At 48.3% G+C, this 19698-nt stretch carries 18 protein-coding genes, 1 riboswitch and 1 other annotated feature; of the genes, 10 read left to right on the top strand and 8 right to left on the bottom strand.

Going from position 1 to position 19698, the window contains the following annotated elements; genetic code table 11:
- Window positions 1-69: 69 nt before the first annotated feature.
- Entirely contained in the window at window positions 70-255 is a 186-nt protein-coding gene (locus tag KNO75_RS11850; RefSeq protein ID WP_214821806.1) for a hypothetical protein, read from the bottom strand.
- A 239-nt stretch (window positions 256-494) separates the two neighbouring features.
- Here KNO75_RS11850 and KNO75_RS11845 point away from each other — a divergent pair, with 239 nt between their 5' ends.
- A complete protein-coding gene (locus tag KNO75_RS11845) occupies window positions 495-851 on the top strand; it encodes a hypothetical protein (protein ID WP_214796132.1) in 357 nt (118 codons plus the stop codon).
- 11 nt (window positions 852-862) lie between these two features.
- Here the strand turns inward: KNO75_RS11845 and KNO75_RS11840 are convergent, their stop codons facing one another.
- The 3 genes from KNO75_RS11840 to KNO75_RS11830 form a co-directional block, all read right to left on the bottom strand.
- The gene (locus KNO75_RS11840) at window positions 863-1495 is read right to left on the bottom strand and encodes a YitT family protein (protein WP_214790386.1); all 633 of its coding nucleotides are present in this window, start codon (window positions 1493-1495) and stop codon (window positions 863-865) included.
- A 248-nt stretch (window positions 1496-1743) separates the two neighbouring features.
- Entirely contained in the window at window positions 1744-3867 is a 2124-nt protein-coding gene (locus tag KNO75_RS11835; protein ID WP_214821808.1) for an MMPL family transporter, read from the bottom strand.
- A 91-nt stretch (window positions 3868-3958) separates the two neighbouring features.
- The gene (locus KNO75_RS11830; protein ID WP_214790383.1) at window positions 3959-4759 is read right to left on the bottom strand and encodes a hypothetical protein; all 801 of its coding nucleotides are present in this window, start codon (window positions 4757-4759) and stop codon (window positions 3959-3961) included.
- 130 nt (window positions 4760-4889) lie between these two features.
- Between KNO75_RS11830 and KNO75_RS11825 the strand changes: the two genes are divergently transcribed.
- Window positions 4890-5054 (top strand): YycC family protein, encoded by a 165-nt coding sequence (locus KNO75_RS11825; protein ID WP_214796128.1) that lies wholly within the window; start codon window positions 4890-4892, stop codon window positions 5052-5054.
- A 16-nt stretch (window positions 5055-5070) separates the two neighbouring features.
- On the opposite strand, the gene pulA is transcribed toward KNO75_RS11825, so the two are convergent.
- Entirely contained in the window at window positions 5071-7068 is a 1998-nt protein-coding gene (gene pulA / locus KNO75_RS11820; protein ID WP_214821809.1) for a type I pullulanase, read from the bottom strand.
- A 68-nt stretch (window positions 7069-7136) separates the two neighbouring features.
- Between pulA and KNO75_RS11815 the strand changes: the two genes are divergently transcribed.
- Both KNO75_RS11815 and KNO75_RS11810 read left to right on the top strand, forming a co-directional pair.
- Window positions 7137-7628 (top strand): YajQ family cyclic di-GMP-binding protein, encoded by a 492-nt coding sequence (locus KNO75_RS11815; RefSeq protein WP_214742658.1) that lies wholly within the window; start codon window positions 7137-7139, stop codon window positions 7626-7628.
- Complete coding sequence (locus tag KNO75_RS11810) at window positions 7625-8203, top strand: metallophosphoesterase family protein (protein ID WP_214821811.1); 579 nt, start codon at window positions 7625-7627, stop codon at window positions 8201-8203. The genes KNO75_RS11815 and KNO75_RS11810 overlap by 4 nt, the downstream gene beginning before the upstream one ends.
- 53 nt (window positions 8204-8256) lie before the next feature.
- Here KNO75_RS11810 and argS read toward each other — a convergent pair whose 3' ends face one another.
- Complete coding sequence (gene argS, locus KNO75_RS11805; RefSeq protein WP_214796122.1) at window positions 8257-9939, bottom strand: arginine--tRNA ligase; 1683 nt, start codon at window positions 9937-9939, stop codon at window positions 8257-8259.
- Between the two features lie 58 nt (window positions 9940-9997).
- Window positions 9998-10209, bottom strand: a binding site (T-box leader).
- 154 nt (window positions 10210-10363) lie between these two features.
- On the opposite strand from argS, the gene KNO75_RS11800 reads away from it, so the two are divergent.
- A complete protein-coding gene (locus KNO75_RS11800) occupies window positions 10364-12043 on the top strand; it encodes a GGDEF domain-containing protein (RefSeq protein ID WP_214796120.1) in 1680 nt (559 codons plus the stop codon).
- Between the two features lie 98 nt (window positions 12044-12141).
- A riboswitch (SAM riboswitch) is annotated at window positions 12142-12237 on the top strand.
- 69 nt (window positions 12238-12306) lie between these two features.
- The gene (locus KNO75_RS11795) at window positions 12307-13590 is read left to right on the top strand and encodes a Na+/H+ antiporter NhaC family protein (RefSeq protein WP_214790370.1); all 1284 of its coding nucleotides are present in this window, start codon (window positions 12307-12309) and stop codon (window positions 13588-13590) included.
- A gap of 17 nt (window positions 13591-13607) precedes the next feature.
- Here the strand turns inward: KNO75_RS11795 and KNO75_RS11790 are convergent, their stop codons facing one another.
- A complete protein-coding gene (locus tag KNO75_RS11790; protein ID WP_214821813.1) occupies window positions 13608-14252 on the bottom strand; it encodes a TVP38/TMEM64 family protein in 645 nt (214 codons plus the stop codon).
- Between the two features lie 228 nt (window positions 14253-14480).
- Here KNO75_RS11790 and trhO point away from each other — a divergent pair, with 228 nt between their 5' ends.
- The 4 genes from trhO (at window position 14481) to ald (ending at window position 18544) form a co-directional block, all read left to right on the top strand.
- Entirely contained in the window at window positions 14481-15422 is a 942-nt protein-coding gene (trhO, locus tag KNO75_RS11785; RefSeq protein WP_214821815.1) for an oxygen-dependent tRNA uridine(34) hydroxylase TrhO, read from the top strand.
- A 118-nt stretch (window positions 15423-15540) separates the two neighbouring features.
- Window positions 15541-15966, top strand: coding sequence for a divergent PAP2 family protein (locus KNO75_RS11780; RefSeq protein ID WP_214796116.1), 426 nt, complete (start codon window positions 15541-15543; stop codon window positions 15964-15966).
- A gap of 91 nt (window positions 15967-16057) precedes the next feature.
- Window positions 16058-17281, top strand: a complete 1224-nt coding sequence (locus tag KNO75_RS11775) for a PucR family transcriptional regulator (RefSeq protein ID WP_214821817.1) — start codon at window positions 16058-16060, stop codon at window positions 17279-17281.
- A gap of 132 nt (window positions 17282-17413) precedes the next feature.
- Entirely contained in the window at window positions 17414-18544 is a 1131-nt protein-coding gene (ald, locus tag KNO75_RS11770) for an alanine dehydrogenase (RefSeq protein WP_214790362.1), read from the top strand.
- A gap of 89 nt (window positions 18545-18633) precedes the next feature.
- Here ald and murB read toward each other — a convergent pair whose 3' ends face one another.
- Window positions 18634-19554: a UDP-N-acetylmuramate dehydrogenase gene (gene murB / locus KNO75_RS11765; RefSeq protein ID WP_214822016.1), complete on the bottom strand. Its 921-nt coding sequence runs from the start codon at window positions 19552-19554 to the stop codon at window positions 18634-18636.
- Window positions 19555-19698: the final 144 nt, after the last annotated feature.

Raw genomic sequence — 19698 nt, 5'->3', positions numbered from 1 at the left:
AGCATGCGCTGTGAGGTTTAGCACAAATAACGAAAAAGAAAAAATAGGTAGCCTCAGCCACCTATCTCTTCACATGACTCTCTTTTTGTTTTGCGTGTATTGTATCGCGTATACAATACCGATAACAGACAACGTCAAAATCGCCAGACTGTTCACTACTGTCTTGAACGTGTGCATTTCTTCGAGATTATTGATTACCATCACTGCCATAAGCAACACGAGGATACTAAAGTTTACGATCTTTCGATTCTTCATAAGATGCACCTCTCATTTCTAGTCATCCTTCATGATACCACCTTCAGCAAATGAAAAGTTATTTATTGTATGTTTTAACCAAATATCTCATCTATACTAAAAGAAAGTGTTTAAAATGTCCAGTGAGGTGAGATTTGATCATGTCTTTCCTACCAAAAAATCGAAAAAGTCGGTTTATCTTCAAGTGTATCCTCGGTATGAGTTTCGTTCTGTTTTTCATCGGCCGAAGCGAAATTCCTTTGCCAATTCCAGCAACGACAGCGTTCGTTCCATTCGAGGTTCACGGCCCCACACACCTTCCTTTTGTTGCAGAGACTGAATACGCACATCTTGTCAGCCTAGGGAAAGTCGAACTCGTCTATGAAAACGAAGAGGAATCTATGACCATATGGGCAACTACGGAGCTAGGATGGCACCATACAGAACAGTGGGAAACATACTCTCAAACCATTCAAGATTCTCCTGTATATTTTAATCAAATCGAGGCACTCACCATTCTCAGCTGGCAACGAGATGGTGTTGAATATGCAATCGACTACAAAGGACATGAACTCTCGATGCAGGACTTGTTTGACGTCGCCGCTTCGATGAACTAAAAAAAACGACCTCACGCGAGATCGTTTTTTGGTGTCCAATTTGGTACGACAGGTGTCGCTTTCGGTTCGTCGACGACGAGCATCTTAGTGACGACTCGTCCGGCGATCGATACCGCGATCAGCGTATACAACGCGTTCGATAATGGTAAATAAATGAGTGAAATCCCAAGGACGATCACATCAAAAATAATTAAAATCGTACCGACCGACACACCTGTCCACTTCGACAATCCGAGAGCGAATAAATCGTCGCCTCCGGTCGCTCCGCCTGACTTCAAGACGAGACCGAGACCATACCCGGTCACAATCCCACTCGCGATGGCAGCGAATAACGTCGCTGGCCATACTTGAATCTCAAATGTGAGCAAATCGAGACGGTCCCACATCGCATAACTGAGCGAAAGGGACGAAGCGGCTAATACTGCTTGTCCGACAAAACGCCATCCTTTCCACCACAATGCGATGATAAAAAATGGGATGTCGAGCACGATCATCGAGATCGCCGGGTCGATATCAAATAAATAGCGACCGAGTAGCGATAACCCGACGAATCCACCTTCCGCCAAACCAAACTGTTCATTCAAATAATAATAACCGAACGCCATGATCAGCGTTCCGAGCACTATGGTAGCAACTCGTTTCATTCCGATTGTCCTCCCCGTTCTTGACGGAGAGGAGGATCCTCAGTCGTAGCTGCGGTTCCATCTGTTCCATCTCCGATCTTCCGTTTGTTGATTGATACACGTCATGGTGATCATTCAACGCTAGAAGTCCGGAAGTTGGAACAGAGGCCACGTCCTCTCGGTATCCATAAAGACCTTCCTTTCTCAAATTGCGCGTAATCTTGTACGTAGTTTACCACACATTTTGATTCAGTTCATGAATTTTACCTTTAGTGCATGTTACGTTTCGGTAAATTCTTCTTGCCGAACCACCACCAGTTCCAATCCCCGAACAGCTTCATGAGTGACGGAACGAGCAAGATCCGGATAATCGTCGCATCGATGAAAATGGCGAGGGCAATCCCGACACCGAGCTGTTTGATCGGACTGACACCTGTGAAGGCGAACGCACCCGTCACGACAATCATAATGATTGCGGCCGAGGTGATGATTTTACTCGTTTTGGCTAGTCCCATCTCTGTCGCATAGTCGTTGTCACCTGTCTCGCGGTAATATTCCTCGATTCGTGAAACGAGGAATACCTCATAGTCCATCGACAATCCGAAGACGAGCGAGAAGATAAAGACCGGTGTCAATATACTGATTGTTTCCGCGTCATATACATAACCGGATTCGAAGATGATGACGAGTAAGCCGAACGTCGCTCCGAGGCCGAGCACGTTCATGAGAATGGCTTTAATCGGAATCAAGATGGAGCGGAACGCCCACATGAGGATGAAGAATGTGGCCAAAATGACCGTAATCACCGCATATGGGATGCTGTCGTAAATTTCATCATAAATTTCTTCGTTAAAGGCAGCCGGTCCACCGACCTCAAATCCTTGGTCTCGCCAATCACGCACGAACGCTTGCGCTTCCTTGTCACTCGGCGGTACATCGAAGCTCACATTGACGAGTGCCAAATCTGTGTTCCCGTCAAGGGTCACAAGTCGTTCAAGCGGAGTGAGTTGTTCTGGTGCCGCCTCGGCGAGTTGTGTGAAGGCTTCCGGTGTCAAACCGGACGTCGTCAAAAAGGTTGAGACGTTATCGACAATGTCCACTTCGTTCAAGTCGTCCGTGAGCGTTGTCAGTTCTTCTAAGATCATCGGATCCGTCAGATCATTCGCTTCAAACAGAATGACGGCATCGGTTGAATTTTCTCCAAACACTTCGTCAAAGCGTTCAAGTGCCGCCCGTGATTCATAGGAAGTCGGGAGCGCGTCGGCATCTGGAATATTTAACTCCAAGTCGCGAACGAACCAGAGACTTGGCAGAAGTAACAATAACGCAATGAGCGTCATCGTCACAGGACGTCTCATCACGAAACGCGCGAGTTTTTGCCAACGTCTTTCTGATTTTGTCTCATCAGACTTGATGATTCGTCCTTTATTCAATGCATCCCCAACTAAGTATAGAGATGACGGCAGGAGGGTCAGTGCCGACAAAACCGCCCCTGCGACGGCAATAAGCGCACCGAGTGCGACCGCCTGGAAGACATCGACCTGGATAAAGAGTAGACCGGCCAACCCGACGAATACACATAGTCCTGAAAAGAGAATCGAGCGTCCGGCCGTTGCAACAGTTCGAACGATCGCCTCTTCTCTCGATTGTCCTCGCGTCAACTCTTCACGATAACGGTTGACGAGCAGCAATGAGAAATCAATCCCGAGCGCGATAGCGATCATCGCCACGGCGTTCAAGACGAATATGGATAATTCCATGTTTTGCGCAAAAAAGAATAGAGACCCCGCCGCTACGATGAACGTGATCAGTCCGACGAGCAACGGCATGAGTGCCGCGAGCGGCGTTCCGAAAACGAGTAATAATACGACCAGTGCGACTGGAATCCCAATCAACTCCGCCCGAATCAAGTCATTTTTCGATGCCTCATTCAAGTCGTCCGCAAATACCGGTTCCCCAGTCAAGCGCACTTCTGTATCCGTGTCTGTGATAAGCGCATCACGGACCGCATCAATCGAAGATTCGGCCGCTTCATAGTCTTCAAACTCAAGCACGAAATAGGCGACGTCTCCTGAACGGGCATCTGGATTCTCGGATGGCGTAATCACGCCATCAACCGACCGAATCGCCTCCAATTGTTCTTGCTGTTCGTTCATGACCGTATCCAAATCTCCGCCTTCGAATAGTACGATCATCGAGGCGCCCGCACGATCAAACCGTTCATTCAACGTATCTTCTACTTGTTGGAACCGTCCGTCTTGAATGGCGAAGCCGTTTCCTCTCAACTCACCCGGGAGCTGAAGCCCAAAATAGACCGATCCCGCGAGTAAAATCGTCCAAACGAGTAGTACTACATATCGAAAGCGAACCAACTGCCTACCTAACCATTCCATCCTCGTCACTCCTCCCTGTCTAACCATCTACTTCCCGTTTCTTTCTCCATTCATCATCACTTCACAAAAAATTCCTGAACCTGTTTCTGGTTCAGGATTCTTGTCGTTCAAAAACTTGCAGCCAACTATGACAAAATCGCGGTGGTGCGGATAAGACGACGAGTCGATCCCCTCGGTCATCTAACAGCATGACCTTCAGTAATTGGTTGTCCGCGCACACCGATGAACAAAACAGTTCTTGCTCTCGATGAAACAATTGGAATGATTCAGTCGAGGTGATCGCCGTTGTTTCCCCGACTTGATCGAGAATGACCGTTTCGCGGTCTCCTTGATATGGGATACGCCAATTTTCATTCGTTTTCACATTTTCGACTAAAAAGTGATGCGTGTTTTCATCATATACCGTCACACATGTGTCAGGTGTGAATCGTTCAAAATCATACGTCCCCTGATACGCCAGCTCGATGATGTCCCCAAAAACCGGGACTTCTTCATAACGACTATATCGAAACGTATGATCATGGAGATTCAACGCCACGACATCCGATTCGGCTGAATATAAGAAGATGTCATCTCCTTGCCAATAGTGCAAATTACTAAACCAGTCACCATTAAAACGTTGTGGAATCGCATGCGTCTCCATCTGTCCTTTTTGTAAATCAATCACTCCGTAAAGTCCTTTTTCTCGGAACCATGCCACGGCACGCGTGGCATTCGGTTCCACATATAGGGCGCACGGTGTCCAAGCCCAGTCAATTTCCCAGCGAATTTGGGACGACTCGTCAAAGAACAAAAATCCGGTTTGCGCCAAGTACAACATCCAACCTTCACCGACACGTTCTAGCCATTCGATCGTTTGATGAAATTGAAAGTCTGCTGTTTGTTTGTACATTTGATCACTTCCTATTTTCAGCTTAGCAACGACCGAAACGAAATTCGATTTTGAATGTGTTCGTTCAACACATTTTCGATTTTCCTGTATACTGTCGGTATAGATGAATGATTTAGAAAGGAGTCTACCCATGCGCCCATTACAGTTATCACCAGAGACAGCCGTCGAGCTTGCGAAAAAGTTAAACGTTCCGCTCGAAGAGTTGATGCATATGCCGAAACACATTCTTGTCCAAAAAATGATGCAACTCGAAGCATCGAAATCAGAGGAAGACACACCAAAGGAGACGGATTAACCCGCCTCCTTTTTGGTTACTGCTCTTTACGCTTCCGTTTCTTCGACACATACCAGAGACCACCGAGCACGGCGAGTGCGGCACCACCGGCAACAGCGTATTTGCTGTAGTCCGGACGACGTTCCGTCACCACGAGTGTCGACAGTGGCGCGACCATCATATGACGGTCTTCAATTTGACGCGGCGCCGTCAAATTGACCGTATGGTCTTCCACGTTCACTTCAAACTTACCAGACGGAAGTTTGACCTCGACCGCTTCTTCTAGCGCGTTATGGTACACGACATGTCGTTCGACATACCCTTCGACGTGACGGCTCAACTCGAATGCAATCACACCTTCTTCTTCGTCGAAGAAACGCAAATGTTTCCGAATCTGTTCCGTGTTCTCGAGTCGGAAGAGCGGATACTGCTTCCGCAGACGCAACAGACCTTTCACATATTCCACACTTGGCGCTTCTTGTTCAGCTCGTGTCCAGTCGACACGGTTGACGACCTCACCTGAGTTAAAGCTATTCTCGTCCCCATCTTTTGTGCGGAAAAACTCTTGTCCACTATGAAGAAACGGAATCCCTTGCCCCAGGAGTACGATGGACGTCGCCAAACGATGACGGCGACGACGTGTCGTCTCATCATCTTCTGGATTCGTCACGGACAACTTGTCCCAAAGCGTCAAGTTATCATGACATTCAACGTAGTTGACGACCTGATTCGGTTCATCGGCAAAACTTTGGCTCGTGATTCCGCCAGCAATCCCACGTTTCACGTCAGCCGTCATGTCTGTATTCCCACTCACCCAACCTGGCAAGTCCTCGATGAACACGTCTCCACGGACGCCGTCTCGAATCCCGTCATTGAATTGCGCGATTCGTGGCATTTTATGGGCGTTGTGTTGATTCGCTTTTTTACGGACAGGGAGTGGCGTGTCCAAATCCCAACCTTCTCCGATGACAAGGATGGATGGGTCGACGCGATCAAGCGCCTTCCGAATTTGATTCATCGTTTTGACGTCGTGTAATCCCATCAAGTCGAAACGGAACCCGTCGATCATGAATTCTTTCGCCCAATACGTGACACATTCGACCATGAGCTTACGCATCATCGCACGCTCAGATGCCGTGTCGTTCCCACAGGCCGAACCGTCCGCGAGTGTCCCGTCCTCATTTAGTCGATAATAGTAGTCAGGGACGAATTGACCGAGCGGTGTCGTCAACGCATCATGCGTATGGTTGAAGACGACGTCCATGATGACGCGGATGCCTCGGTCGTGGAGGGCTTGAATCATCGCTTTCAATTCGATGATTCGTGTCGCTGGATCATCTGCTGACGAGGCGTACGATCCCTCGACCGCAAAGTAATGTACCGGGTCATATCCCCAGTTATAGTTATCTTCGCCCTCGCGTGATTCATTCACTGACCCATAGTCAAAGAATGGCATCAACTGAAGATGCGTGATACCGAGCGAGGTGATGTAGTCAAGTCCAGTCGGGTATCCGCTCGTTGTCGTCGTCCCCGTCTCGGTCATGCCTAAGAACTTCCCACGATGCGTGGCGCCACTTTCTGGATGACTCGTCAAATCACGGACGTGCGCCTCATAAATGACCGCCTCTTGTGAAGAATTGAATAGCGGACGTTCTTTGATCCAATGGTCCGGGTTCAAGGATGCTGGGTCAAGCAGGCACCCACGTTTCCCGTTCACTCCGACGACTTTTGCATAAGGGTCGAGTGATTCCACTTTCTTCCCATCAATCATTGCTTCAAATACATAAAATTGACCTTCGAACAGGGCGCGGTCGAGTTCAATGACCCAAGTCCCCTTCTCAGCCGGTTCGAGCTCGAGTCGTTCAAACTTACGTGCACGGGCTGTGCGATATAACTTGACCGACATTTGTTCCGCTACCGGAGACCAGACACGTAGTCGAATCTGTTCCCCTTTGAACGTCACCCCAAGGTCTTTCCCGTGATAGGCAACGTGATCTAAGTCTGCATGTGTATGTTGATCCATTGTACGTTCCATCTCTTCACTCCTTCACTGCTTCAAATCTGCTATCATTATAACAAAACCACACAAAGGATGGATGAAACATGGCAAAAGACAATTCTTTCGATATCGTGTCAGAAATGAATCTTGAAGAAGTGAAGAACGCGATTCAAATCGCGGAGAAGGAAATTTTAAACCGTTACGACTTTAAAGGATCAAAAAGTGAAATGTCGCTCGACAATGGCGACCTCGTCCTCATCTCGGATGATGACTATAAACTTGAGCAATTAAAGGACGTCTTAATCACGAAGTTGATTAAACGCGGTGTTCCGACCAAAAACCTCGATTATCAAAAAGTAGAGGGTGCTCTCGGTGGCACGGTTCGTCAACGCGTGAAATTGAAGAGCGGGATCGACAAAGATGACGCGAAAAAAATCAACAACGCCATCAAAGAATCAAAACTAAAAGTCAAATCGCAAATTCAAGACGATCAAATCCGTGTCACGGGTAAATCGCGTGACGACCTTCAAGCTGTCATGCAGCTGGTTCGTGAGCTCGAGTTGTCTGTCGACGCCCAATTCACGAACTTCCGATGAAACTCGCCATCATCAGTGACCCACACGGTTCGTTTGATGATTTAAAGGCGATTCTCGATGACGTCCGGCGGGAAACCGAACATATTCTCTGTCTCGGCGACCTATACGAATGCCACATCGGCAAAAAACGACGCCACGAGCGCTTTCATCATGTGGAAGAGGTCGTGACGTATGACCCGAACTATGAAGCACTGCTGACATTCCCGAGTCTACGCGGCAATCAGGAGGAGCGCATCGACGAGGTGCTCGTCATCGACCACCCTGTGAAAACACGGATTTCCTTGTTGCCGGAACAGACAACCCTTGGTGAGGCGCGCTTTTTACATGGGCATCAAGTCAAGTGGAACGAGGACTGGGAACCGGTTGTCGAGAAAGGAAAGTATCCGCTCGTCTTCATCGGACATAGCCATATCCCCGGGATTTACCGGAAAGGGAGGTCCCTGCCCTGGGAAATCGGGACCCCATTCCATTTGAAGAAAAAGCGGTATGTCATCAATGTCGGAGCCGTCATCTTCGACAGGGAATGGTGTCTCTATGATACGGAAGCCCGAACGGTGACGCGGATGAAAGTGTAAGCATAGGAAAAGGACCTCAAAAATCATTGAGGTCCTTTCGTCTGTCTTATAACTTACATTTCTTCCGGAGCTTCGACACCGAGTAAACGGAGTCCTTCCGTCAATACGAGCGTCACTGCCTTCACGAGTGCGAGACGCGATTGTTTGCCGGCATCTTCTTCTAAGACGCGGACGTGACCGTAATACTTGTTGAACGCTTGTGCGAGATCAAGTACGTAACGGCTGATGATTGATGGTTCGCGACGTTCATGTGCACGTGTGATGACGTGTGGGAACGCGTTGAGCATCGTGACGACACCCCATGAGTAATCATCATCTGCACCAGTGAACGGTGAGCCGTCATAGTTTCCTTTGCGAAGGAGTGAGTTCGCACGGGCATTCGTATATTGAACGTAAGGTCCTGTCTCTCCTTCGAACTTGAGCATGCTGTCGAGATCGAATTCGATGTTGTTGATCCGTTCATTCTTCAAGTCGTGGAAGACGACCGCTCCGACACCGACCATACGGGCAACGTCTTGTGCGTTCGCAAGGTCTGGGTTCTTCTGTTCGATGTTCGCTTGTGCTTTTTCGATGGCTTCTTTCAACACTTCTTCAAGAAGAACGATGCGCCCCTTACGTGTCGACATCTTCTTCCCTTCTTGCAAGATCAAGCCGAACGGTACGTGATGCATGCCATCGACGAAGTCGTAGCCGAGCTTACGAAGAACCGAGAAGAGTTGTTTGAAGTGAAGCGCCTGTTCGCCACCGACGACATAGTTCGCTTGCACGAAGTTGTACGTCTCGTAGCGATAGATTGCCGCAGCCAAGTCACGTGTCGCGTACAATGTTGCACCATCTTTCTTTTTAATCAAGCAAGGTGGCAAGTTCTCTTCTTCGAGTGAGACGACCATCGCGCCTTCACTTTCGACTAAAAGGTTTTTCGCTTCGAGCATCTCGACGACGCGTCCCATCTTATCGTTGTAGAACGCCTCACCATTGAAGCTCTCGAATTTCACACCGAGAAGGTCATATACTTTTTGGAACTCCTTGAGTGACTCGTCACGGAACCATTGCCAAAGCTCTGTCGCTTCCGCATCACCATCTTCAAGTTTCTTGAACCAAGCACGGCCTTCATCTTCGAGTTCTGGCTGTGTCTTCGCCTCTTCATGGAAATGGACGTATAGCTTCAAGAGTTCTGCGATCGGGTTAGCACGTACCGCTTCCTCATCGCCCCACTTTTTATAGGCGACCATTAATTTACCGAACTGTGTTCCCCAGTCACCGAGGTGGTTGACGCCGACAACGTCGTATCCGTTTTTGCGTGCGATTTGGTTGATCGCATTCCCGATCACCGTCGAACGCAAGTGACCCATCGAGAACGGCTTCGCAATGTTCGGTGACGAGAAGTCCGTCACAATCGTTTCGTTGCGCGCTGCGTGTGTTGCATAATCCGACTTCTCGTCGAGCACCGTGTTAATGATTTCTTTTGACACGACGTCACGGCTCAAGAAGACGTTGACGTAAGGTCCTGCTGCCTCGACTTTTGTGAACAGTTCATCGTTCAAGTCATTCGCAATATCTGTCGCAATCATGACAGGTGCTTTCCGATAGGCTTTCGCCAATTGGAAACATGGGAACGCGAGATCACCGTGTGCCTCATGTTTCGGCTTTTCAATCAATGCTTCAATCTGGTCAATCGTGAGCTCGTCTCCGATGACACGTGATAACGCTTCTGCGTACTTGCGTTCATAACTCATTTGTATGTCCTCCTTCTTCGTATCACAACTCATAAAAAAAACGCCCTTTGCATAGATGCAAAGAGACGGGAATTCCCGCGGTACCACTCTTCTTGCCTGCATGACGCAGACCGCTTTATGGTGATAACGGTTCCCTCCGGCTATGCCTACTCTCGTTTCGGATAGCATCTCAAAAGTGCGTTTCGCGACGTTTGTCAGCCTAGGCTCTCACCAATCCCTAGGTCGCTTTGTTGACTAAACCATCGTTACTCTCTTTTTCATCGACATTCGTCTATGCGGTTGAAAAGCAATTTCATTATAGAGGATATTCCGTCTATACTCAATGCTAGAATTCAAGCATCATGGAAGAGAAGCAGGACTCACACGAAAACGTGACGAATCTTTACTATTAGATCTCGAAATGTCTCATGCTAGGAGGGAACGCATGAACCACTTTCGTAAGATGTCCGTGCTCGGTTGGAGTATATGGAGTGCCTTATTCATCTTCACCATCTCGTTATTTGCATTGGATGTCCTACACGCCCCGACGATTGATCCATTGTCGTTTATTTTAATTTCATTATTGGTCATCATTTTTCAACTCGACTCGATCGAAGTCAAAGGTGTGTACTTCACTTTTTCTGAAAGTATCGTCTTAATCTTATTTTTATTCTTTGGATTTGAAACAGCACTCATCGTCAACCAAATCGGGTTGTTCGTCTTTCAATTCGCCAATTTGAAACCGAAAGTCGCCATCCGTCGCTTCCGCTTCACGTATCCTTGGAATGCCATTACGGCGTACTTAGAAATCGTCATCCCGGCAGCGGTTTATCTCGCCCTTGGTGGCGAGACCGGTCTCGACTTTTATTCGCAAGATTCGTTCGTGCCGCTTGCCGGACTGTTCCTTGCCATCTTCTTAAACACGGTATTCCAAAAATATCAGGTGAAATGGTGGTTCCGCGTCGACATCGCATTGAGCGATTTTATGAAAATCGCTTTCTACACATACGTCGTCAGTTTGACCTTCATTCTAGCGGCATCATTCTTCCGGGAGACGAGTTTACTGGTCGTCAGTAGTATCGCCGCTGCCTTGACGTTCTTCATTAAACGACTTCTCATTCAAAAAGAACGGCAAGACGCCTTCAAATCTTTGATCGAGCAATATGATGAAGCTAAAGAAGCCGTCTCTTTGTCACAGAGTGAGGCGCAAGCAATCGAAGTCTTTTTAAGTCAGTGTGAACAGTTGAACCATTACGACGAAGGTTATATCGAGTTCAAATTGTTCGACCGCACGCTCTACTTCGATTTGAAGACGCGACAGCCCATCGATCGACCGGTCGTCTTTGCACTGCTTGAGATGAGTCAACCAATCGAGCAAATTCTCGACTATGAGATGCGGTTTGAATGGGATACCGCACTTTCCGACGCCTTCCATGACGATTATCATAGCTTTGTTTCTGTCCGTTCGGAGGAAATCGAAGAGATTCGTACATGGATCGTCATGACGGGAGAACCCGTATACGCATATCCGAAAATCATTCAGCATGAAATCATCAAGTTGTTAAAATCGTTCAATCGAACGATTAGCCGTTGTCACGAGCGGGATCGTCTCTATACCGAGAGCCGGACAGACAGTTTGACGCTTCTTGCCAACGCGCGTGCGTTTTATGAATACGGCATTCAACAAATATCGGATATGTCGATGTATCCGATATCTGTCGCCATGCTCGATATTGATTTCTTCAAAAAAATTAACGATACGTACGGTCATCAGGTCGGTGACCGAGTGTTACAAGAATTCGGTCGACGCATTCGGCAAGTACTTCGAACGGATGACTTTGCCGCTCGTTATGGCGGCGAAGAATTCATTTTACTACTCAACCATTGCGACATGACCCAAGCCATCGAGATCACAGAACGGATTCGCCACCAAATCGAAGCGAAACCGTTCCTTGTTGACCATCATGAGATTTCTGTGACCGCGTCTATCGGGGTCGATACGATTGAAGCATTCGGGAACAAGCGTCTAGATGACACGATTCGAAACGCTGACCGTGCGCTCTATGTCGGTGGAAAATACGCAGGGCGGAACCGAGTAGCCCACTTCAACAATTTAACGACGTAAACTCCCCTTTTTCACATCGAATTGGGGAGTTTTTAGGTTGACAACCGGATTCGAAACAGGTACGTTAGGGAACGTGTTTAATAATTAGATAGATTCACTTTTTATCGAGAGAGACGGAGGGACTGGCCCTGTGAAGTCTCGGCAGCGGGGAACCTGTGCCAAATCCAGCGGGCGTATTGCTCGAAAGATGAAAAGGGTATTTCGCACGAAGGACCTTTTTCTTGAGAAAAAGGTCCTTTTTATTTTTTAGTGAGGTGATTATTTTGGAACAACCAACAGCCAACAAGTGGGCACTTTTGCCGTTATTCGTCTTTTTGCTCTTTTTCATCGGGGCAGGTGTCTACTATGGGGATTTTTATAAGTTCCCAGTTCTCGTCGCAGCGATCATCGCATTGCTAGTCGCAGCATTCATGACAAAAGGAAGTGCGACACAAACCGTGGAGCGCATCGCACAAGGTGCCGGAAATCCGGGAATCATCATTATGATTTTTATTTTCTTACTCGCCGGTGCATTTTCAACCGTAGCCGAATCGATTGGCGCCATCGATGCGACGGTCAACGCCGCGTTGACGCTCTTACCACCATCGCTTCTCTTGAGCGGACTATTCGTCATCGCTGCTTTCATTTCAATGGCGATGGGAACATCGACCGGAACGATCGCGGCACTTGCACCAATCGCTCTCGGTATTCATGAAGAGAGTGGCGTGAACGTCGCCATCGCAGCCGCCGCAGTTGTCGGAGGCGCGATGTTCGGGGACAACCTTTCGTTCATTTCGGATACAACAATTGCCGCCGTAAGGACGCAACGGACGAACATGCGTGATAAGTTCCGGACAAACTTCTGGATTGTCTTACCGGCCGCTATCATCACGACGATTTTACTAGCGGTCTTATCGAACGGTGAGTCGACGGTCGATGTCGCTGCATTCGAATGGTATAAACTGATTCCCTATCTCGCGGTTATCGGCTTAGCGTTAACAGGACTGAACGTTATTCTCGTCCTTTTGGGCGGCATCACGCTCACTGGTATCATCGGTCTCCTCGACGGAAGCTTATCGGTGACAGCATTCGTGACCGCTATCGCCGACGGCATGGTCGGCATGGCCGAAATCTCGTTTCTGACGTTACTCATGGGCGGACTCGTCGGACTCATATCGCACAACGGCGGACTCACGTATTTGCGTGACGCGTTGACGTCACGAATCCAAAAACGTGCCGGTGCCGAGTGGAGTATCGCTGGTCTTGTCAGCGCGACGAACGTGGCGACGGCAAACAATACAATTTCGATTCTCGTAGCCGGACCGCTTGCCGCAAACATTGCGGACGAATATGATATCGAACGGAAAAAATCAGCGAGCGTACTCGATATCTTCTCATGTGGGGTACAAGGAATTCTGCCATATGGAGCACAACTCCTCATAGCGGCAGAGCTGACGAAGACCGCATCGCCGGATCTCGTGCCGTTCATGTTTTATCCGTTCCTCCTCTTTATTTGTGGAGGGATCGCCATCGCATTCAACTTCCCGCGCTTTAAAAAACAGTCTTAAGCGAAAACACCCCTTGTTCAAAGGGGTGTTTGTCGTTTCGTGACCATTTCTTGTTTCAATTGCTCGTTTCGTTTCTTGAAAGCGCGTCGTTTGAGAATTTCTTCTAGTCCCCGGCTGATGGCCCATAATGCGACCAAAAGAAGACCGAGCATCGATAAACGAAATGGACTTTGAATAAACTCTTCCCATTGATCCCCGATGACAGAGAAAATGACGACGACGAGTAGTTTCCCGAATCCTGCCGCTAAAATGAATGTGCGGAGCGGCATCTGAATGAGCGCCAGCAAATAAGTGATCAAACTGACCGGGATGAACGGGAGTGAATACAAGAATCCGAGTGAAATCGGACTCATATGATTGATTCGTTCTAACCAATAAACCGCCGCCTTATGTTTTTCGAGCCAGCGCGTCATCGGTTTTCGGAACACATACCGGACGGCTGCGAAGACGACAATCGTTCCGAGAAGGTTCCCAATCCACGATAAAAGGACTCCTAGTAAAAAACCGTATGTCGCCGCATTCGCAGAAATGATTAAAACGAGTGGCAAAAACGGAAAGATGGCTTCTAAAAACGGAGCGCCGAGTCCGGCCCAAGGACCGCCAGGCAAACTTTGCAACCATTCGATTAATTGGATGATGTACTGTTGGAGAGAAGTGAGCATAGTTGTTCCACCTTCAACTTTCGTTACTATTACTCTATTACCCGATTTCGATTTACAAGACGCATCTCCCTGCATTCGTCAAAAAAAATTAAAAACCATTTGCGAAAATTCGTCGTGATATTTATCATATAATAATGGACTTGTGGTTGCAGGCAAGTCTATTCGTCGAACGACACAACCCAACGTTCGTTTTCCTGCAAAAAACTGAACACAGGGGAGCAACACAATATGGAAACAAAACCAATGCGGGTCTTGCTGTACTATAAGTACGTCAATATCGAAGACCCAGAAACACTCACGCAAGAACATTTGAAGTATTGTAAAGACCTCGGCATCAAAGGACGTATCTTGATTTCCTCCGAAGGAATTAACGGGACGTGCTCTGGTACTTGGGAACAAACTGAGCAATACATGCATGACTTGAAAGCAAACCCACTCTTCAGCGATATCGAGTTCAAAATCGATGAAGTCGAAGAGCATGCATTCAAGAAAATTTTTGTCCGTCACAAGAAAGAGCTCGTGACGTGGCGCTTTGATGGCGAGTTTGATGTGCCGAAACAACACGGTGCATACCTCGAACCAGCAGAATGGAAAGAGATGATGAATCGTGATGATGTCGTCATCCTCGACGTTCGTAACAACTACGAGTACGAACTTGGTCACTTTAAAAACGCGATCAAAATCGATGTAGAGGCTTCACGTTACATGCCGGAATGGCTCGAAGAGAACAAAGACCTCTACGAAGGGAAAACACTTCTCACGTACTGTACCGGTGGCGTCCGTTGCGAGAAATTTACAGCATATATGCGTGACCAAGGTCACGACAACATCTTCCACTTAAAAGGTGGCGTCGCGATGTATGGAAAAGACGAAGCGACAAAAGGAGAAAACTGGGATGGTGAGCTTTACGTCTTTGATGAGCGCATCAACGTCCCTGTCAACTCTGTGAACCCGACTGTTGTTTCGCACTGCATGCACTGTGGGACAGAGACGGTTCGTTACGTTAATTGTGCCAACCCGGAGTGCAATGTACAGCATTTCTGTTGTGAAGAGTGTGAACCGAAACAAATGCGTTCATGCTCGAAAGAGTGTCAAGAACACCCACGCAACCGTTATATCATCGATAACATTGCAGAGAAACTTCAGGAAACTGAAGGAGTAGTCGGGTAACAAAAATCGACCAAAAGGTGTCATGGACAAGCCGTCCATGACACCTTTTTTTGACGAAATCTTAACGTCTAGCCTGCCCCGCTTTCGGGTATAGTGAAGATACTATGTCAGACAGGAAGTGAATAGATGCATGTTTAACGAACCTTTACTCGCCGCGATTCTCGCTTGGTTTATCGCCCAAGCAGCCAAGCTCGTAACCGAACTTATTAAAACACGGGATTTTGAAATTGAAATCATGTTCGCTTCAGGCGGTATGCCAAGCTCACACTCGTCTACGGTCGTGGCACTCGCGACGGCAATCGGACGGATGGAAGGCATCGACTCGAGCATATTCGCTCTCGCTGTCGTCTTCGCCACCATCGTCATGTACGATGCGACCGGCGTTCGGCAAGCGGTCGGCTTTCAAGCTCGACTGCTGAATGATTATTTCAAAGGAATTAAACACGAGACCCCACTCTTGAATGAACTCGTCGGTCACACACCGTTCCAGGTCATCGTCGGGGCGTTATTAGGTCTCGCCGTCGGCTTATTCTTCCCAATGTAATCCACTGAAGGTATGTCATTTCTCACACTCTCGATTCTTTTTGTGAAGTTTCACAAAGAAGAAGTTATACTCAGAGAGAGGAGGAATCGACATGCCTTTTTTGCAGAAATCTTACGAGTCTCTCGATACACTCGCTGAGGCAATCGGTCAAGCGATTCGAGCACCCATTACGATCGAGAACCGTCACCACCAATTGCTCGCCTATAGCACCCATCCCGATTCGACCGATCCGGCCAGAATCGCGACGATCATCGGTCGTCGTGTCCCAGAAGCCGTCATCGAAGATTTATGGGAAAGCGGGATTTTACGAGAAGTGATTGACCAGGATGAACCTGTCGTCATTCCGGCACGTCTCGCTGTCGGGCTAGGAGAACGTGCGGCAATTGTCATCAAACAACATGACGAAGTGCTCGGCTATATTTGGAGCCTGGCTCGAACGAACCCGTTCACGAATCAAGAATTGGCCATCTTGCAAGAAGGAGCGACCATTGCCAAAAAGTTGCTCATGACGATCGCGATGCACGAACGGCGTATTAGCGCGGAACTCGAACGCTTTTTATTAGATGTCCTCGCTTCCCCGACCCTCTCTGATGCCAATCGCGAACGATTGAACGAACTTGCACCCATCGCCGTCGCAAGCCGGTTGACGATTATCGAATGTGCCCAACCAATCACCCCGCAACTCGCTGAGCGTCTGCATTATGTGCTCGCGACACAGGAGGCAATCGAGGTCGTCTTACATGCCATTGATGGACAGCAGTTGCTTGTGTGGCACTATATGAAATCCGAACTCTCCGATGAAGAAGTAGAATTGCTCGCTTGGGCGGAACGGTTTGAGCAGTTACTTCAAGACAAATTCACCGAATCCGAGCCACGGCTCGGAATCAGTCGACGCTTTTTCGAAAGTGACATGTTATACGCCGCAGCCGAAGAAGCAAGACGCGTCACGACACTTCGTCGTAAGTTCCCTCTCGAACTCGCGACTTCTCGCGCTTTCGAACAGATTGGGATTTATCAACTCGTCCCGGAACTCGCCCGTCGCATCGGCCTTCGACTAGAGACCCATCCGACCGTCGAACGGTTGCAACATTATGATTCATCCCATCAGACCGAACTCGTGAAGACGCTCGAATGGTATTTTTATTTCGACGGGAACGTAAAACGGGTCGCTGCTCATCTTCATATCCATCCGAATACCGTCTTGTATCGGATTCGACGCATCGAAGAGTTGACGAATATCACGCAAGTTTCACTACCCGAGCGGTCCATGATTTATTTGGCGATTAAAGCCGGTCAATATCGATTAGAAGACTAGACGTTCGCTTTGTGTTTTTTCACAAAGTGAGCGTCTTCGTTTTTAGAATCCATGATAAAGACAGCGTTTTCAAATGGGTCTATACTAGGGGTGTGAACAATTTGTGTCAACGGAATGAAAGGGGAATGTTCCATGAAAATCGGGGTATTAAAAGAGATTAAAAACAATGAAAATCGGGTGGCTTTGACACCGATGGGTGCATTTATGTTAACGGAACTTGGCCATGACGTATTCGTCGAAACAAATGCTGGTCTCGGCAGTGGTTTCACGAATATGGAATATATCGATGCTGGCGCAACCATCGTCGAAACGGCGAAAGACGTATGGGAAGGCGTCGAACTTGCGCTCAAAGTCAAAGAGCCACAGCCGTCTGAATACCAATACTTCCGTCCTGATTTGACGCTCTTCACGTATCTACACTTAGCGGCGGAACCAGAATTGACGAAAGCTCTCGTCGAATCAGGAATCACTGCAATCGCGTATGAGACGGTAGAAGTCGATCGGACGTTACCGCTTCTCACACCGATGAGTGAAGTCGCAGGTCGTATGGCTGCTCAAATCGGGGCACAGATCCTCGAAAAACCGCACGGTGGCAAAGGAATCCTCATGTCAGGTCTCCCGGGTGTACCTCGTGCGAACGTCACGGTCATCGGGGGCGGTGTCGTCGGGACGAATGCAGCCCGTATCGCAATCGGTCTCGGTGCGAGCGTTACGTTGATGGATATTAGTCCGGCTCGTCTTCGTCAAATCGACGACTTGTTCGGAAACACAATCAACACGTTAATCTCGAACAAATATAATATCGCGAAACAAGTGGCGGAGAGTGATCTTGTCATCGGTGCGGTTCTGATTCCAGGCGCAAAAGCACCGAAACTTGTCACAGAAGAAATGGTACAACGCATGTCACCAGGTTCAGTCATCGTGGACGTCGCCATTGACCAAGGTGGAATTTGTGAGACAATCGATCACATTACGACACATGATGCACCGACATATGAGCGCTATGGTGTCCAGCATTACGCTGTTGCCAACATGCCTGGCGCTGTACCACGCACATCGACAATGGGGCTGACGAACGCGACGATGCCATATATCATCGAATGTGCACAAAAAGGTGTGTTCCCGGCACTTCTTCAAAACGACGCGCTCCTCAAAGGCTTAAACGTCATCAACGGAACGGTCACATATGAAGCGGTCGCTCGCGATTTGGAGTATCCATTCGTACCTGCCTATGAGGCAGTTGCCAAACAAACACAAGCGTAAGCGAAAGGCGACGAGATGCCCGTTCTCGTCGCCTTTTTTTGTACGAAATAAAAAGGGATTGAACAACATCGTCCAGTCCCTTCTCATGATTATGCGTTCTCGACAGCGATATCTTCCCCGATGATTTTCACTTCAGGTTCCAATTCCACTTCGAACTTCTCTTTAACGGTCGCTTGGACGTGACGGATGAGTGAAATATACTCTGTCGCCGTCGCCTCCGCAATGTTGACGATAAATCCGGCGTGCTTGAGCGATACTTCCGCTCCCCCGATTCGTGTGCCCTGAAGACCAGAGTCTTGGATCAACTTACCGGCAAAGTAGCCTGGCGGACGTTTGAAGACACTGCCGCATGAAGGATATTCGAGCGGTTGCTTCGATTCACGTTTGTACGTCAAATCGTCCATCACTTCTTTGATCAATTCATAGTTTTTCGGTTCGAGTTCGAACGTCGCCTCTAAAACGATGAATCCTTCTTTTGATACACGGCTCGTTCGGTAGTCGAGTTCTAATTCGTCTTTTGACAAATGAAGGACTTGTCCCTCTGACGTCAATACCGTCGCAGACGTAATCACGTCTTTCGTTTCTCCACCATAGGCACCCGCGTTCATATAAACGGCACCACCGACCGTTCCAGGGATGCCACAAGCGAACTCGAGGCCAGATAAGCCTTCCGCAAGTGCTTGACGCGATACATCAATAATCGCTGCTCCAGCCTGTGCCACGATTTGGTTACCCTCACGACGAATCGTATTCAGCTCATTCAAGTTTAAAACGACTCCGCGAATTCCCCCGTCGCGAACAATCAAGTTTGAACCGAACCCGAGAATCATGAACGGCATCGCTTCCTGATGGGCTAGTTCTAAGACGGCTTGTACCTCTTCGTACGTATGTGGGGCTACGAAGTAATCGGCTTTTCCGCCTAGTTTTGTATACGTGTGTGCCGACAACGGCTCGTCTTGGAGGACGCGCTCGGCCGGAATAATACTTTGGAGTTGCTGTAAAAAGCTCATGCGTTCACTCAATCCTTTACGTTCTATTTATTAATCAGTGTCTCGGTCACGACTTTTGGTACCGAGCACGTCACTGAATGGTTTCAGTACGAAACACAGTATACAAATGATTGTCGGACGTGACAAGCAACGTTTTTCTTACAA

Origin of the sequence: Exiguobacterium sp. s35 (genome assembly GCF_018617535.1) — a bacterium.
GTDB lineage: Bacteria > Bacillota > Bacilli > Exiguobacteriales > Exiguobacteriaceae > Exiguobacterium > Exiguobacterium aestuarii.
The sequence above is the reverse complement of the archived record's forward strand: the minus strand, read 5'-3'. Positions and strand labels throughout refer to the sequence as shown.

Coding starts and splice junctions, on each gene's coding strand:
- KNO75_RS11850 (WP_214821806.1), bottom strand. CDS start 255: ATGAAGAATCGAAAGATCGTAAACTTTAGTATCCTCGTGTTGCTTATG.
- KNO75_RS11840 (WP_214790386.1), bottom strand. CDS start 1,495: ATGAAACGAGTTGCTACCATAGTGCTCGGAACGCTGATCATGGCGTTC.
- KNO75_RS11835 (WP_214821808.1), bottom strand. CDS start 3,867: ATGGAATGGTTAGGTAGGCAGTTGGTTCGCTTTCGATATGTAGTACTA.
- KNO75_RS11830 (WP_214790383.1), bottom strand. CDS start 4,759: ATGTACAAACAAACAGCAGACTTTCAATTTCATCAAACGATCGAATGG.
- KNO75_RS11825 (WP_214796128.1), top strand. CDS start 4,890: ATGCGCCCATTACAGTTATCACCAGAGACAGCCGTCGAGCTTGCGAAA.
- pulA (WP_214821809.1), bottom strand. CDS start 7,068: ATGGAACGTACAATGGATCAACATACACATGCAGACTTAGATCACGTT.
- KNO75_RS11815 (WP_214742658.1), top strand. CDS start 7,137: ATGGCAAAAGACAATTCTTTCGATATCGTGTCAGAAATGAATCTTGAA.
- KNO75_RS11810 (WP_214821811.1), top strand. CDS start 7,625: ATGAAACTCGCCATCATCAGTGACCCACACGGTTCGTTTGATGATTTA.
- argS (WP_214796122.1), bottom strand. CDS start 9,939: ATGAGTTATGAACGCAAGTACGCAGAAGCGTTATCACGTGTCATCGGA.
- KNO75_RS11800 (WP_214796120.1), top strand. CDS start 10,364: ATGAACCACTTTCGTAAGATGTCCGTGCTCGGTTGGAGTATATGGAGT.
- KNO75_RS11790 (WP_214821813.1), bottom strand. CDS start 14,252: ATGCTCACTTCTCTCCAACAGTACATCATCCAATTAATCGAATGGTTG.
- trhO (WP_214821815.1), top strand. CDS start 14,481: ATGGAAACAAAACCAATGCGGGTCTTGCTGTACTATAAGTACGTCAAT.
- KNO75_RS11775 (WP_214821817.1), top strand. CDS start 16,058: ATGCCTTTTTTGCAGAAATCTTACGAGTCTCTCGATACACTCGCTGAG.
- ald (WP_214790362.1), top strand. CDS start 17,414: ATGAAAATCGGGGTATTAAAAGAGATTAAAAACAATGAAAATCGGGTG.
- murB (WP_214822016.1), bottom strand. CDS start 19,554: ATGAGCTTTTTACAGCAACTCCAAAGTATTATTCCGGCCGAGCGCGTC.